This window comes from Streptomyces sp. NPDC045695, assembly GCF_056432025.1.
Genome location: NZ_JBWKJU010000002.1, coordinates 235,562 through 249,610, shown reverse-complemented (window position 1 = coordinate 249,610; position 14,049 = coordinate 235,562). Strand labels below are relative to the sequence as shown.

General features: G+C 71.4%; 13 protein-coding genes. 8 read left to right on the top strand and 5 right to left on the bottom strand.

What is annotated here, in order from left to right; genetic code table 11:
* Nucleotides 1-15: 15 nt before the first annotated feature.
* The 3 genes from AC07DU_RS04315 to AC07DU_RS04305 all read left to right on the top strand — a co-directional run bounded on the left by AC07DU_RS04315 (nucleotide 16) and on the right by AC07DU_RS04305 (nucleotide 4,294).
* Nucleotides 16-1,197 carry a glycosyltransferase gene (locus AC07DU_RS04315; protein WP_479109894.1) on the top strand — a complete coding sequence of 394 codons (1,182 nt, stop codon included), beginning with the start codon at nucleotides 16-18 and terminating at the stop codon, nucleotides 1,195-1,197.
* Nucleotides 1,198-1,219: 22 nt separating this feature from the next.
* On the top strand, nucleotides 1,220-3,637 hold the full coding sequence (locus tag AC07DU_RS04310) for a galactose oxidase-like domain-containing protein (protein ID WP_479109545.1): 2,418 nt from the start codon (nucleotides 1,220-1,222) through the stop codon (nucleotides 3,635-3,637).
* A gap of 123 nt (nucleotides 3,638-3,760) precedes the next feature.
* Nucleotides 3,761-4,294, top strand: a complete 534-nt coding sequence (locus AC07DU_RS04305) for a hypothetical protein (RefSeq protein ID WP_479026651.1) — start codon at nucleotides 3,761-3,763, stop codon at nucleotides 4,292-4,294.
* A gap of 16 nt (nucleotides 4,295-4,310) precedes the next feature.
* On the opposite strand, the gene trhA is transcribed toward AC07DU_RS04305, so the two are convergent.
* Nucleotides 4,311-5,003: a PAQR family membrane homeostasis protein TrhA gene (trhA, locus tag AC07DU_RS04300; RefSeq protein WP_479026654.1), complete on the bottom strand. Its 693-nt coding sequence runs from the start codon at nucleotides 5,001-5,003 to the stop codon at nucleotides 4,311-4,313.
* Nucleotides 5,004-5,221: 218 nt separating this feature from the next.
* On the opposite strand from trhA, the gene AC07DU_RS04295 reads away from it, so the two are divergent.
* Nucleotides 5,222-7,060 carry a phosphoenolpyruvate carboxykinase (GTP) gene (locus AC07DU_RS04295; protein WP_479109543.1) on the top strand — a complete coding sequence of 613 codons (1,839 nt, stop codon included), beginning with the start codon at nucleotides 5,222-5,224 and terminating at the stop codon, nucleotides 7,058-7,060.
* 303 nt (nucleotides 7,061-7,363) lie between these two features.
* A complete protein-coding gene (locus AC07DU_RS04290; protein ID WP_479109540.1) occupies nucleotides 7,364-7,822 on the top strand; it encodes a hypothetical protein in 459 nt (152 codons plus the stop codon).
* Between the two features lie 49 nt (nucleotides 7,823-7,871).
* Here the strand turns inward: AC07DU_RS04290 and AC07DU_RS04285 are convergent, their stop codons facing one another.
* The 3 genes from AC07DU_RS04285 to AC07DU_RS04275 form a co-directional block, all read right to left on the bottom strand.
* On the bottom strand, nucleotides 7,872-8,510 hold the full coding sequence (locus AC07DU_RS04285; protein ID WP_479109538.1) for an RDD family protein: 639 nt from the start codon (nucleotides 8,508-8,510) through the stop codon (nucleotides 7,872-7,874).
* Between the two features lie 208 nt (nucleotides 8,511-8,718).
* The gene (locus tag AC07DU_RS04280; protein ID WP_479026665.1) at nucleotides 8,719-9,120 is read right to left on the bottom strand and encodes an SCO4983 family protein; all 402 of its coding nucleotides are present in this window, start codon (nucleotides 9,118-9,120) and stop codon (nucleotides 8,719-8,721) included.
* Between the two features lie 113 nt (nucleotides 9,121-9,233).
* Complete coding sequence (locus AC07DU_RS04275) at nucleotides 9,234-10,445, bottom strand: pyridoxal phosphate-dependent aminotransferase (RefSeq protein WP_360904632.1); 1,212 nt, start codon at nucleotides 10,443-10,445, stop codon at nucleotides 9,234-9,236.
* 362 nt (nucleotides 10,446-10,807) lie between these two features.
* Here AC07DU_RS04275 and AC07DU_RS04270 point away from each other — a divergent pair, with 362 nt between their 5' ends.
* The 3 genes from AC07DU_RS04270 (at nucleotide 10,808) to AC07DU_RS04260 (ending at nucleotide 12,584) form a co-directional block, all read left to right on the top strand.
* Nucleotides 10,808-11,041, top strand: coding sequence for a hypothetical protein (locus tag AC07DU_RS04270; RefSeq protein ID WP_360904635.1), 234 nt, complete (start codon nucleotides 10,808-10,810; stop codon nucleotides 11,039-11,041).
* A gap of 108 nt (nucleotides 11,042-11,149) precedes the next feature.
* Nucleotides 11,150-11,623, top strand: a complete 474-nt coding sequence (locus AC07DU_RS04265; RefSeq protein WP_479026670.1) for a carboxymuconolactone decarboxylase family protein — start codon at nucleotides 11,150-11,152, stop codon at nucleotides 11,621-11,623.
* Between the two features lie 37 nt (nucleotides 11,624-11,660).
* Nucleotides 11,661-12,584 carry an RNA polymerase sigma-70 factor gene (locus AC07DU_RS04260; protein ID WP_479026672.1) on the top strand — a complete coding sequence of 308 codons (924 nt, stop codon included), beginning with the start codon at nucleotides 11,661-11,663 and terminating at the stop codon, nucleotides 12,582-12,584.
* A gap of 13 nt (nucleotides 12,585-12,597) precedes the next feature.
* On the opposite strand, the gene AC07DU_RS04255 is transcribed toward AC07DU_RS04260, so the two are convergent.
* Nucleotides 12,598-14,037, bottom strand: a complete 1,440-nt coding sequence (locus tag AC07DU_RS04255) for a hypothetical protein (RefSeq protein WP_479109536.1) — start codon at nucleotides 14,035-14,037, stop codon at nucleotides 12,598-12,600.
* Nucleotides 14,038-14,049 lie beyond the last annotated feature (12 nt).

The window sequence follows — 14,049 nt, the reverse complement described above, 5'->3', positions numbered from 1 at the left end:
ACCTTGAGCGAGGACCTGGGGTCCCTCCATGCCCCGATCGATGCGGAGCTCGCCGCTCCGCACACGCCGTCCGGGAGCGTCACCCTCATCATCCCGACCTTCAACGAGGCCGCGAACGTGGCGGAGTTGCTGCGCCGCCTCGGCGACGCGCTGCCCGACCACCTGCCCTGTGCGGTGCTGTTCGTGGACGACTCCACGGACGACACCCCCGCCGCCATCGAGAAGGCCGCGGCCGACCACCCCTTCCCGGTGTCCGTCCTGCACCGCGAGGTGGCCGAGGGCGGTCTCGGCGGCGCGGTCGTGGAAGGCCTCAAGCGGGCGGACACCGACTGGATCGTCGTCATGGACGCCGACCTCCAGCACCCGCCCCACCTGGTGCCCGAGCTCGTCGGCGAGGGGGTGCGCACCGGCGCCGACCTCGTCGTCGCCTCCCGCTACATCAGCGGCGGCAGCCGGGCCGGACTCGCCGGGACCTACCGCTTCGCCGTGTCCCGCGCTGCCACCTGGCTCACCAAGGGCCTCTTCCCGCGTGCGCTGCGGGGGATCAGCGACCCGATGAGCGGTTTCTTCGCCATGCGCCGCTCGGCGGTCGCCGCGGTCACCGCGGACGCCCTGAGGCCGCTGGGCTACAAGATCCTGCTGGAGCTGGCGGTGCGCTGCCGTCCCCGCCCGGTCGCCGAGGTGCCCTTCGTCTTCCAGGACCGCTACCGCGGCGAGTCCAAGTCCACCGCCCGCGAGGGCCTGCGTTTCCTCGCGCACCTCGCCTCGCTGCGCTCCGCGACCCCGCTGGCCCGCATGATCGGCTTCGGGCTGATCGGGCTCTCCGGTTTCGTCCCGAACCTGGCCGCGCTGTGGCTGCTCACCGGCGCCGGGATGCACTACCTGCCCGCCGAGATCGTCGCCAACCAGGCGGGGGTGATGTGGAACTTCGTCCTCATCGAGGCCCTGCTCTTCCGTGACCGGCGCCGCCACCGTCGCTGGGCGGACCGGGCCGGGCGCTTCGCCCTGCTCGCCAACGCCGATCTGCTGCTGCGCATCCCGCTCATCGCGGTGTTCGTGGCCACGTTCGGCATGGCGGTGCTGCCGGCGACCGCCCTCGCGTTGGTCACCACCTTCGTCCTGCGGTTCGCGGCGACGGAGGCCCTCGTCTACCTGCCGCGCAAAGCCGCCGATTCTGAACGCCAACCCAGGAGTTGAGCCGACAGAAAGGATCCTTTCCATGCGTCTGAAGATCCGGCGACGGGCCGGGCGGCGCGCCGCCCTGCTCGCCGTCGGGGCGATGACCGCGGGCCTGCTGCTCACCGCACCGCAGCAGGCCACGGCCGGTGCGCCCAATCTGCTCTCCAACCCCGGTTTCGAGACCGCCGGCGCCGCCGGCTCCGACATGCCGTCCTGCTGGTCGAAGTCCGGCTGGGGCGACAACGACTTCACCTTCGCCACCGTCGCCGACGCGCACACCGGCACCAAGGCGATGAAGGTCTCGCTCACCCGCCGCGTGGACGGCGACCGCAAGGCGCTGGTCACCGAGAGCGGCACCTGCGCCCCGACCGTCACACCGGGCAGGCAGTACGACCTGTCGGCCTGGTACAAGTCGACCACCCCGGACGTGTCGGTGACCGTGTTCCGCCACGACACGACCACGGGCTGGCAGTACTGGACCGACCTGCAGAATCCGCCCGTGAGCACCGCCTGGGCGCGCACGGAGGTCCGTACGCCGGCCGTCCCGCCCCACACCGACAGGATCGCGTGGGGCCTGTCGGTCTACGGGGTGGGATCGCTCACCTCCGACGACTACGCGGTGGAGGAGGTCGGCGCGACCGGGCCGCAGCCCACCTGCACGGGCACGGCGGAGCAGTGCGCCAGGGGCGCGTGGGAGGTGATCCCGGCCAAGAACCCGGTGCGTTCGATGCACGCGGTCGTGCTGAGGAACGGGAAGGTGCTGCTGATCGCGGGCTCCGGCAACGACATCGCGCAGTTCAACGCGGGCACCTTCACCTCGGCCGTCTACGACCCGGCGAACGGCGGCTTCAAGACGGTACCGACGCCGGTCGACATGTTCTGCTCGGGCCACGTGCAGCTGGCGGACGGCCGGGTGCTGGTCATGAGCGGCAACAAGGGGTACCCGTCCGCCGACGGCACGATCGGCTACCAGGGCCTGAAGGACAGTTACGTCTTCGATCCCGCGACCGAGCAGTACACGAAGACCAACGACATGAACGGCGGTCACTGGTACCCGTCGGCGACGGTCCTCGGCAACGGTGACGTGATCTCCTTCGGCGGGCTGAAGGAGGACTCCACGGGCAACGTGACGGCGGAGAAGTTCTCGGCGGCGCAGCACAAGTGGCTGCCGATGAACGAGGTCAACCAGACCTGGTCGTACTGGGGCCTGTACCCGTCGATGATCCTCATGCAGGACGGGCGGCTCTTCTACTCGGGCAGCCACACCTTCGGCAACAACACGGCCGGCAGCGGCTCATCGATCTACGACTACGGCGCGAACACCGTCACCGACGTGCCCGGGCTGCGCAAGAAGGACGAGCGCGACGAGTCGGCGAGCGTCCTGCTGCCCCCGGCGCAGGACCAGCGGGTCCTGACCATCGGCGGCGGCAACAACGAGACCAACCCGGCCGCGAACCGGATCACCGACATCATCGACCTGAAGAAGCCCAGCCCCGCCTACACGGCCGGCCCCGACCTGCCGCAGGGCCTGGTCGACACGGGCACCGGCAAGCGGCCCCAGATCGGCGCCGAGGGCAAGATGTACGTGTCCGCCGTCCTGTTGCCGGACGGCAAGGTGCTGGAGACCGGCGGCGGGCTGCACGACCGGGCCGACCCGGTCTTCGAGGCCTCGTTCTTCGACCCGGCGACCGACACCTACCAGCCGGGCCTGGCCGCCGACCCGATCCCGCGGACCTACCACTCGGCGTCCTTCCTGATGCCGGACGGCCGGGTCATGTCGGTCGGCGACAATCCGGGCAACGGCACCTACAACCACAACGTGTCGCTCTACAGCCCGCCCTACCTCTTCAAGGGCGCCCGCCCGCAGATCACCTCGGTGATCGACACCCAGTGGGTGTACGGGGACACGCAGCGGATCACGGTCAACCGCCCGGTGGCCAAGGCGGAGCTGATCCGCCCGGCGGCGGTCACCCACTCCTCGGACCCCAACCAGCGGTTCGTGGACCTGCCGATGACGGTCGTCAACGGCACCACCGTCGACCTCAACGTCACCAGCAACCCCAACCTGGCGCCGCCCGGCTGGTACATGCTCTTCGCGGCCGACGCGAACGGCGTCCCCTCCCTCGCGAGCTGGGTGCACCTGGGCGGCCCGTCGGCGCTGGCGGCCACCGTGGAACAGCCGTCCGCGCACGAGCACGACTTCGCGAACCGGCTGGCACCCGCGAAGGACAACCCGGCCCAGCGGGACTCCGCCCCGGTCGCGCCGGGCGTGGCCGGCTGCGACCGGCACTACGGCACGGTCAACGTGTGCGTGCCGACCCGTTTCCCGGCCGAGGTGAAGGAGACGGCGAAGGCCCGCTGCGACTGGCTGGCCACCCACCAGTACCCCGAACGCCTGAAGGTCAACGGCAGCGATCCGCTGCGCCTGGACCCCGACCGCGACGGTTACGCCTGCTGAACCGCGAGGAATGACCGGGACCCCGCCGCCCTTTCGGGGCAGCGGGGCCCCGGGCCGCGGTTGCGGACCTCCTCGACCGGCGGACACTGGGGAGGGACGTGGCCGCGCACAGGAGGTCGAACCATGGGACAGGTCAGCGCATCACAGACCGCGCGCATCGTGCGGTTGGTGGCACGGATCAAGCCCGAGGTCTGGGACGGCATAGAGCCGCACGGTCCGCTGTTCGCCGCCGCGGCGGCGCAGGTCCGCTCCCTCGACCGGAGATCCGACGTCGCGCTGAACCCCCAGCCGCTCCCGCCGCGCGACTTCCTGCGCCTCGCCGTCCTGCAGACGGTCAAGGGGGTGGCCGAGTCGGCGATCGGGGCGCACCAGAGGGGCGGCGACGCCGGGGAGATCCTGCGGGAGGTCGGCGACGACTGGTGCCCCACCCGGCCGCACCCGAAGATCCCCTGGCCGAGGAACTGGCCGGCGCCCTGGCCTCCCGGGGAGCCCTTCCCCCTCGACCCGGAGTACGCGACGCCCGCCGTCCAGGCGGCGGCCGGGCTGGCGTTCCAGGGCTACGCCGACGGCATCGCCGCCGAGAAGCTCAGCGCCGTCTTCGCCGAGCTGGCCGACCGGCTGTTCGACGCCGCCCTGCGCAACTCCGACTCCGCCTGAGGGGCCCGGGATCAGATCAGTGCGCGTACGCGGCGAGCGAGATGCCGACGTAGTGGGTCACGAAGGCCGCGAGCGTCAGGGAGTGGAAGACCTCGTGGAAGCCGAAGAAGCGCGGGGAGGGGTTCGGCCGCTTCAGGCCGTAGATGACCCCGCCCACGCTGTAGAGCAGGCCGCCGACGATCACCAGAACCAGGACGGCGATGCCGCCGGTGTGCATGAAGTCGGGCAGGAAGAAGACCGCGGCCCAGCCCATGGCGATGTAGCACGGGGTGTAGAGCCAGCGCGGGGCGCCGACCCAGAAGACGCGGAAGGCGATGCCGGCGGCCGCCGCGAGCCAGATCGCCCACAGCAGGGTCCGTCCGGTGGAGGGCGGCAGGAGCAGGACCGTCAGCGGGGTATAGGTACCCGCGATGATCAGGAAGATGTTGGCGTGGTCGAGCCGTCGCAGGATGGCCTCGCCGCGCGGTCCCCATGTGCCGCGGTGGTAGACCGCGCTGACGCCGAAGAGCAGGCAGGCGGTGAGGATGTAGACCCCGCAGGAGACGCGCGCCTTGGTGGAGTCGGTGAAGGTCAACAGCACGAGACCCGCGATGACCACGGCGGGGAACATCCCGAGGTGCAGCCAGCCGCGCATCAGCGGCTTGGCCTCCGGCTCGACCATGGCTGCGGCTGCGGCGGCGGCCGGTGCGGCGGCGGCGTCAGACGTCATGCACGCATGCTACCTACGTGCCCGCAGGTTTCCGTTAGTCCTCTTTACGGAAGATTGACGGACGTGGCGATGCTCACGTGAGAGGCCCTCTGGACATATGCGCACACGCACCGGATGATCAGATGAGTGCGGTCGGCACCGGATGAGCGGAGCGCGAAGCATCCGGGTCGCAGCCCCCACGGGGCAAACACCAAACACCCCCTCAACAAGGAGCAATCGTGGCGCGCGACAACGCGGCTCCCACTGTCCCGACGAACCACCAGGAGCTGATCTCCTGGGTGGACGAGATCGCAGCCCTCACCCAGCCGGACCGCGTCGTCTGGTGCGACGGCTCCGAGGGCGAGTACGAGCGCCTGTGCGAGGAGCTCGTCGCCAAGGGAACGTTCAAGAAGCTCGACGAGACGAAGCGCCCGAACTCGTACTACGCCGCCTCCGACCCGTCCGACGTCGCGCGCGTCGAGGACCGGACCTTCATCTGCTCCGAGAAGGAAGAGGACGCGGGCCCCACGAACCACTGGAAGGCTCCTTCCGAGATGAAGGCCCTTTTCACTGGTGAGGGGGGCTCCGCCGGTCAGGAGGGCATCTTCCGCGGCTCGATGAAGGGCCGGACGATGTACGTCGTCCCCTTCTGCATGGGCCCCCTCGGCTCCGAGCTCTCCGCGATCGGCGTCGAGATCACCGACTCCGCCTATGTCGCGGTCGCCATGCGCACCATGACCCGCATGGGCAAGGCCGTCCTGGACGAGCTCGGCACCGACGGCTTCTTCGTCAAGGCCGTCCACACCCTCGGCGCTCCGCTCGCCGAGGGCGAGGCCGACGTGCCGTGGCCCTGCAACACCACCAAGTACATCTCGCACTTCCCCGAGAGCCGCGAGATCTGGTCCTACGGATCCGGCTACGGCGGCAACGCCCTGCTCGGCAAGAAGTGCTACGCCCTGCGCATCGCGTCCGTCATGGCCCGCGACGAGGGCTGGCTCGCCGAGCACATGCTGATCCTCAAGCTCACCCCGCCGCAGGGCGAGGCGAAGTACATCGCCGCCGCGTTCCCGAGCGCCTGCGGCAAGACCAACCTGGCCATGCTGGAGCCCACGATCCCCGGCTGGACGGTCGAGACCATCGGCGACGACATCGCCTGGATGCGCTTCGGTGAGGACGGTCGCCTGTACGCGATCAACCCCGAGGCCGGCTTCTTCGGCGTCGCGCCCGGCACCGGCGAGCACACCAACGCCAACGCCATGAAGACGATGTACGCGAACACCGTCTTCACCAACGTCGCGCTCACCGACGACGGCGACGTGTGGTGGGAGGGCATGACCGAAGAGGCGCCCGAGCACCTCATCGACTGGAAGGGCAACGACTGGACTCCGCAGTCGCAGACCCCGGCCGCCCACCCCAACGCCCGCTTCGCCGTCCCGGCCGCGCAGTGCCCGACGATCGCCCCCGAGTGGGAGGACCCCAAGGGCGTCCCGGTCTCCGCGATCCTCTTCGGCGGCCGCCGCGCCTCCGCCGTGCCGCTGGTCACCGAGTCCTTCGACTGGAACCACGGCGTCTTCATCGGCTCGAACATCGCCTCCGAGAAGACCGCCGCCGCCGAGGGCAAGGTCGGCGAGCTGCGCCGCGACCCCTTCGCCATGCTGCCGTTCTGCGGCTACAACATGGGCGACTACATGGCCCACTGGGTCAAGGTGGCCGCGGACAAGGACCAGGCCAAGCTCCCCAAGATCTACTACGTGAACTGGTTCCGCAAGAACGACGCGGGCAAGTTCGTGTGGCCCGGCTTCGGCGAGAACAGCCGCGTCCTGAAGTGGATCGTCGGCCGCCTCGACGGCACCGCCGAGGGCGTCGAGACCCCCATCGGCATCCTGCCGACCAAGGACTCCCTCGACCTCGACGGCCTGGACCTCCCGGCCGAGGACCTGGACTTCCTCCTCACGGTCGACAAGGAGATCTGGCGCGAGGAGGCCGCCCTGGTCCCCGAGCACCTGAACACCTACGGCGACCACACGCCGAAGGAGCTGTGGGACCAGTACCACGCGCTCGTCGAGCGCCTGGGCTGACCGCCCCGCCCCGATGACCGGGGCCAATGAACGTGGGAGCCCCCGACCAAGCGGCGTCCCACCGCTGTGGGAGCCCCCGACCAAGCGGCGTCCCACCGCAGCACCGGCCCGTCAGGAGCGTCCGCGCTCTTCCGGCGGGCCGTGTGCGTCTGCTGACGGCGGACCTCTGCTTCGCGGAGGTCCGCCGTCACGCGTTCCACGCCGAGTTGAACGGACGTCAGGCGTCCGGGCGGTCCCACTTCGAAATGCTGTGTGAACCCTCGGGTGCTGGTGAGCGGGGCGGCATCCCGGGAGGATCGGGACATGGGCGTGAGCGTGAGCGCGTTGAAGTGGCAGGGATGGCTGGTCGGCCTGGTGACGCTGGCCGGGCTGCTGGTGTTCGCCCCGCTGGGGCTGTACGTGTGGGCGAGCGGCGGCGAACCCCCCGAGGCGCCGCCGAGGGCGCCGGTGGAGGACGTACGGGTCACCGGGTGCCGCATCGATCCGGGGAGCCGGCGGGTGGTGGCCGCCGTGGAGGCGACGGGCCGGGCCGAGGGCCCCGGCGCGTACGTGATCACGGTGGAGTTCCGCGACCGCGCCGAACCGGATCCCGGACGGCGGGCCTCCCAGGCCCTGGTGAAGGTCCCGGGCGTGGCACCGGGCGCGACCGAGTACGGGGAGGCGGTCGGCCCGGTGTGGCCGGTGGCGACGGTTCCGTGGTGCGGGGTCGCGGGCGCGGAGTTCACGCAGACGCAGACGCAACCACAGCCGCAGACGGGCTAGGCAGGGCCCAGGCGTCGCCACCGGCCGTCAAGGGCGCTGGGCCCGGGCCTTAGTTGACCTTGATGACGACGGTGCCGCACACCTTGTCGGCGAAGGTCTGCTTCTTGGCGTCCCACAGCGGCCACAGCCAGCCGATGTAGCAGGGGATGCCGTCGAGCATGTGGGCCAGCTTGCGGACGAACGCCATGCCGAAGCCGACCGTGGCGCCGTCGGCCTCCTTGTGCAGGCTGATGCCGAGGACCTTCTTGCCGGTCGACTGGCCGGTGGTCCCCTCCTTGTACAGCTGGTAGAAGCCCATGCCGATGGCGTACACGAGGCCGACGAGGCTGAGCACCCCGGCGACCGCCGATTCGCTGTCGCCGGTCGCGGCGGAGATGCCGATCAGCGCGTACATCGGGCCGGCGATGATCAGGATGTCGAGCAGGTACGCACCCACGCGCAGGCCCCAGTGGGCCAGCGGCGGCATGCCCGCGCCCGGCATGCCGGGCATCCCCGGCGGCGGGTACGCGCCGTACGGCGGCGTCTGCTGCGGGTAGCCGTACTGCGGAGCCGCGCCCTGCGGGGGCTGCTGCGGGTAGCCGTACTGCGGCGGCACACCCTGCGGGGCCTGCTGACCGTAACCGGGCTGGCCCTGCGGAGGCTGCTGGGGCTGCTGGCCGTACGGGTTGTTCGGGTCGCCGAAACTCATGGGCGAAATCTCTCCAAGGTGCCGAAAAGGGGACGAAGCACAGTGGAGGAGATGGAGCATGTGAGCGGCCTCCCCCGTGCTGCCGCGATCTATCAGCCCTCATCGTGTTCGGAGCGCCGGAATCTGTCCAGTTTTCGATCCCCCGCACCCCGGACGCGGAGGGCGTGGCGCCCGGTCCGGAGCCTTGGCGGCCCCGGACCGGGGCCGTCTAGAGGGCGCCGGCCAGGTCCCGGGACTCCAGGGACTTCAGCGCGGCGGCGTGCGCGTCCATGCGCTCGGCGGAAAGGATCGCGACGGTGGTGTCGGCGCGCGACGCGGCGACGAGCAGCGCGCGGGCGGCGAGGTCGTGCGCGCGCCGGTGCAGGGCGGCGGCGCCGGAGGCGGGTCCGCGCGGAGCGCGCACGGGCTGCGCCCCGCGCAGGCGCTCGACCTGCGCGGCGATGGCGGCGGCGGGCTCGTCGAGCCCGAGCTCGTCGGTGACGGCCAGCAGGGCCGAGAGGTGACCGGCGAGCTGGATGTCCAGCGCTTCGCAGCGGCTGCTGTGCGGCTGGTCGACGCGGTGGGCGCCCAAGCGGTGGACGACCGACTTGGTACGGATCGGCTCGTACATGAGGAGGCCTCCTGCGTGGGTCAGGAGACCATCCTACCTTGGATTAGTTCTAAAGTTGAGCTGAATCCGGCCGTTGCCGGAGCAGGTCCCGCCGGTCGTCCGCCGAGACCCCCCTAGAGCTGGCTGTAGCCGTCGAGGAAGTTCCCGATCCGCGTCACCGCGTCCGCCAGGTCCTTGGCGTTCGGCAGGGTCACGATCCGGAAGTGGTCGGGCTCGGGCCAGTTGAAGCCCGTACCGTGCACCACCATGATCTTCTCGGCCCGCAGCAGGTCGAGGACCATCTGCCGGTCGTCCTTGATCTTGTAGACGGACGGGTCCAGCCGCGGGAAGGCGTACAGCGCGCCCTTCGGCTTCACGCAGGTGACGCCCGGGATCTGGGTCAGCAGGTCGTAGGCCGTGTCGCGCTGCTCCAGGATCCGCCCGCCGGGCAGGACCAGGTCGTTGATCGACTGGCGGCCGCCGAGGGCGGTGGCGATGGCGTGCTGCGAGGGCATGTTCGCGCACAGGCGCATGTTCGCCAGGATCGTCAGGCCCTCGATGTACGAGGCGGCGTTCTTCTTCGGGCCGCAGACCGCCATCCAGCCGGCCCGGTAGCCGGCGACGCGGTAGTTCTTCGAGAGCCCGTTGAACGTCAGCGTCAGCAGGTCGGGCGCGAGGGCGGCGGTGTTGGTGTGCGTCACGCCGTCGTAGAGGATCCGGTCGTAGATCTCGTCCGAGCAGACGACCAGGTTGTGGCGCCGGGCGATGTCGGTCAGCCCGCGCAGCATCTCGTCGTCGTAGACGGCGCCGGTTGGGTTGTTCGGGTTGATGATCACGATCGCCTTGGTGCGGTCGGTCACCTTGCGCTCGATGTCGGCGAGGTCCGGCATCCAGTCGGACTGCTCGTCGCAGCGGTAGTGCACGGCCGTGCCGCCGGCGAGGGAGACGGACGCGGTCCACAGCGGGTAGTCCGGCGCGGGGACCAGTACCTCGTCACCGTCGTCGAGCAGCGCCTGCATCGACATCTGGATCAGCTCGGAGACGCCGTTGCCGAGGTAGATGTCCTCGACGTCGAGGTCGATGCCCTTGGTCTGGTAGTGCTGCATGACCGCGCGGCGCGCGCTGAGCAGCCCCTTCGCGTCACCGTAACCGTGGGCGGAGCCCAGGTTGCGGAGCATGTCCTCAAGGATCTCCGGCGGGCAGTCGAAGCCGAAGGCCGCGGGGTTGCCGGTGTTGAGCTTGAGGATGCGATGACCTGCTGCTTCGAGCCGCATCGCCTCTTCGAGCACGGGGCCGCGGATCTCGTAACAGACATTGGCGAGTTTGGTTGACTGGATCACCTGCATGACGGGAGCTTACGGGCCCGGGCGCGGGCGTGGCGCGGGTTTTCGCGGAGAGATCGGAAGGGTGATATGTCCCATTTCGCGCGATGGGTGGGTGGGGGTGCGGTCCACCCTTGGAATCGCGGGCCCACCTGCGGGTTCGGCCTGCGGAACGGGTGTCGTGGAAGAGCGGCGCGGCGAGGGATGTTGCGCTCGTCACTCGGGGCCTCAGGAGGCCCGGATCTGAGTACGCGGGCTGAGTACGAGGGCTGAGTACGCGCACTCATGCGGCGGGCCGCTCCCCGGGGGAGGGTGGGGCGTGAACGAGGACGGGCGGGAACCGGCGGACCACCGCCGGGGGACCATCGACTGAGGAGCGCGGCGCAGTGGAGTTCGTAGTCGGTGACATGGCGATCACCACGGTCGGCACGGATGGTGACGACCGGGCGATCGAGTTCGTGGTGACGCCGAAGGGGACCGCCGAGGAGGGCCGCTTCGTGATCCACCGCGAACACGACCAGGGCTGGGAGGCGGCCCGCCTGAGCGTCGACCCGGACTGCGCCAGCGTCCCGGTGGCCGCGGTCGAATGGGCGGTGGAGTTCGCCCGCGAGTACCTCTGACGCTTCCGCCGGTGACCGGGAGACGCAGGTCACACCGGCGCGTGTCACAGGGGGTCGGGCTGCCCCGTCTCAAGGGTGTAGCCACTGACGACCACGGAGGAACACACCATGGACGCGCGACTGAACTTCTTCACGAGCCCGACCGTCGGCAAGGCCCTCAAGCACGTGATGGCGGCGGGCAAGGTGATCAGGGAATCGCCGCTGCCGGCCGCGACGCAGGAGCTGGTGTCGCTGCGCGTGAGCCAGATCAACGGATGCGCCGTCTGCCTCGACATGCACACCAAGGAGGCTGCAGCCGCCGGGGAGAGCGCGGTGCGGCTGCACCTGGTGGCGGCCTGGCGGGAGGCCACGGTGTTCTCCGAGGCCGAGCGTGCCGCGCTGGAGCTCGCGGAGCACGGCACCCGGGTCGCGGACGGGGCCGGCGGGGTCGGCGACGAAGTGTGGGAGCGGGCCGCCCGGCACTACGACGAGGAGCAGCTCACGGCCCTGGTGCTGCTGATCTCGTTCATGAACATGGCGAACCGGATGAACCTCATCACCCAGCAGCCGGCGGGCGACTACGTGCCCGGGCAGTTCCACTGAGGCGACGGGGCGGGGGATACAGGGGAGGAGAGCCGGCGTGAGCAAGGTCGAGCAGTTCGAGGAGCTGCGGTCGCTGCTGTTCTCGATCGCCTACCGGATCCTGGGCAGCGTCAGCGAGGCCGAGGACGCGGTGCAGGAGACGTGGCTGCGCTTCGACGGCTCGGCGACCCGGCCCACGTCGGCCAAGGCCTTCCTGTCTACCACGGTGACGCGGATCTCGATCGACGTGCTGCGTTCCGCGCGGGTGCGGCGGGAGGAGTACGTCGGGCCGTGGTTCCCCGAGCCGCTGCTGAGCGACCCGTACGAGGATCCGGCGCGGTCGGTGGAACTGGCCGACTCGGTGTCGATGGCGGCGCTGCTCCTGCTGGAGCGGCTCAGCCCGCTGGAGCGGGCGGTCTTCCTGCTGCGGGACGTGTTCGCCTTCGGGTTCGACGAGGTCGCCACGGCCGTGGGGCGCTCGGAGGCGGCGTGCCGGCAGCTGCTGGTGCGGGCGCGGCGGCACATGGAGGCCGGGCGCCCTCGGTTCGAGGCGGACCGTCGGGAGCGGCAGGAGCTGGCGGCGCGGTTCTTCGACGCGCTGAAGGACGGCGACGTGGACGGCCTGCAGCACCTGCTGGCCGCCGACGTCCAGATGGTCGGGGACGGCGGCGGCAAGGCACCGCAGCTGGCCAGGGCCGTCATCGGCGCGCAGAACGTGGCCCGCCTGCTGGGCGCGGCCTTCCCCTGGTTGCTGCGGATCGACGTCACGTTCGAGCCGCACGAGATCAACGGCCAGCCCGGCGCGCTGTTCCGCGACCGGGACGGCAGGGTCCTCTACGCCATGGCCCTGGAGGTGCAGGGCGGCCGGATCCAGGCGATCCGCTCGGTACTCAACCCCGACAAGCTCGCCCACCTCGGCCCGGTCGCCGACGCCTGGGCCGTCGACCGCGAGGTGAAGCAGGCCCGCCGACAGGCGAGGTGACGCGCTGCGGCCCCTACTGCCCCTGCCCCTGCCCCTGCGGCTGCGGGCCGCAGGCCGGCGGCAGGTAGGCGCGCAGGGCGGGGGTGCCCGGGAGCGGCGGCAGCGCGTGGGGGCGCCAGGCGCGGGCGAACGCGGGAGGCGGGGTCGTGCCGGGCGTCAGGAACACCACCGGGCGCCGGCACGTCAGCGCCTGGAGTTCCCGGGCGCCGATGCTCGCGTCGTGACCGCCGACCTGGCGCGAGGAGCAGCGCAGCGCGTAGGCCACGCGCACCGCCTCGTGGCCGCTGACCGTGCAGGGCGGGCGCACCCCCCGCCGGTGCAGTTCGGCGGCCGTGCGGGCGAAGGCGACCCGAACGGCGCGGTGGCGGTCGGCCGCGCTGACGAGTACGGCGTACTGGACGGCGGTGTGCGCGGTCAGGGCCACGGCGAGGGCGACGAGCGCGGGCCCGCGCCAGGCCCGTACGGCGTGGACGAGCGCCTGCGCGGCGGGCAGGGCCAGCAGGGCGTAGGCGGGCAGCAGGAAACGGGGCGCCGCGTACCCGATGAGGAGCAGGTAGGGCACGGCGAGGAAGGCGGCCGCCGCGGTGGCGAGGACCAGCGGGCGGCGGTGGCGACGCGCGAGCACCAGCCCGGCCGCGACGGCGACCGGGACCACGAACCACCACAGCGACGTGACGGCGCGGTCCCAGGACAGGGGCACGTCGCACGGCCGGCAGAGCGTTCGGCCGCCCAGGGCGCGCAGCTGGGCGCCGAAGGCGAACCGGCCGCCGAGCCCGCCCTGGATCTCGCCGGCCCGCCGCAGCCGGGCCGCGAGGCCGCCGTAGCGCAGGTACGCCTCGACGACCCAGGGGGCGGCGCCCAGCACGACCCCTGCGGCGAGCGGTACCAGCCGGCCGGGCGTGCGGAACGCCAGGGCGGCGGCCGCCAGGGGGAGGGACAGCCAGAAGGCGTCGGAGGGCCGCATGAGCGCGACGAAGGCCATGGCCGCCGCCACACCCGCGTACGAGGCGGGAACGGCCGGCCGCAGGAAGAAGCCGACCGCGGCGACGGCCCCGAACGCCACCCACAGGTTGGGCATGACCTGCGGGCCGTAGAGCACCGTCACCCACAGGCCGGCGAACAGGGCGGCGGCCGTGGCCACGACGGCCGCCGGCAGCACCGCCCGCCACACACGGAAGGACGCGAACAGCGCGAGGCCCGAGAGCAGCGCGAACCACACCCGCAGCCCGAGCGGGTCCTCGGTGAGGACGGCGGCGGGGGCGGCGAGGAAGGTGACGCCCCGCGCCCGGGGCGCGCTGAAGAAGGCGGCCGGCACGTAGGGGCTGACCTGGCTGGCGTAGACCGCCTCGTCCCAGCCCAGGCCCGAGCCGGGGACCACCAGCACGAGCTGGGCCGCCGTGAACAGCACGGCCACCGCGGCGAGGGGGCGTGCACCGGATGCCATGGATGCCATACCGGGCCACGT

Coding starts and splice junctions, on each gene's coding strand:
- AC07DU_RS04310 (WP_479109545.1), top strand. CDS start 1,220: ATGCGTCTGAAGATCCGGCGACGGGCCGGGCGGCGCGCCGCCCTGCTC.
- AC07DU_RS04305 (WP_479026651.1), top strand. CDS start 3,761: ATGGGACAGGTCAGCGCATCACAGACCGCGCGCATCGTGCGGTTGGTG.
- trhA (WP_479026654.1), bottom strand. CDS start 5,003: ATGACGTCTGACGCCGCCGCCGCACCGGCCGCCGCCGCAGCCGCAGCC.
- AC07DU_RS04290 (WP_479109540.1), top strand. CDS start 7,364: ATGGGCGTGAGCGTGAGCGCGTTGAAGTGGCAGGGATGGCTGGTCGGC.
- AC07DU_RS04285 (WP_479109538.1), bottom strand. CDS start 8,510: ATGAGTTTCGGCGACCCGAACAACCCGTACGGCCAGCAGCCCCAGCAG.
- AC07DU_RS04280 (WP_479026665.1), bottom strand. CDS start 9,120: ATGTACGAGCCGATCCGTACCAAGTCGGTCGTCCACCGCTTGGGCGCC.
- AC07DU_RS04275 (WP_360904632.1), bottom strand. CDS start 10,445: ATGCAGGTGATCCAGTCAACCAAACTCGCCAATGTCTGTTACGAGATC.
- AC07DU_RS04265 (WP_479026670.1), top strand. CDS start 11,150: ATGGACGCGCGACTGAACTTCTTCACGAGCCCGACCGTCGGCAAGGCC.
- AC07DU_RS04255 (WP_479109536.1), bottom strand. CDS start 14,037: ATGGCATCCATGGCATCCGGTGCACGCCCCCTCGCCGCGGTGGCCGTG.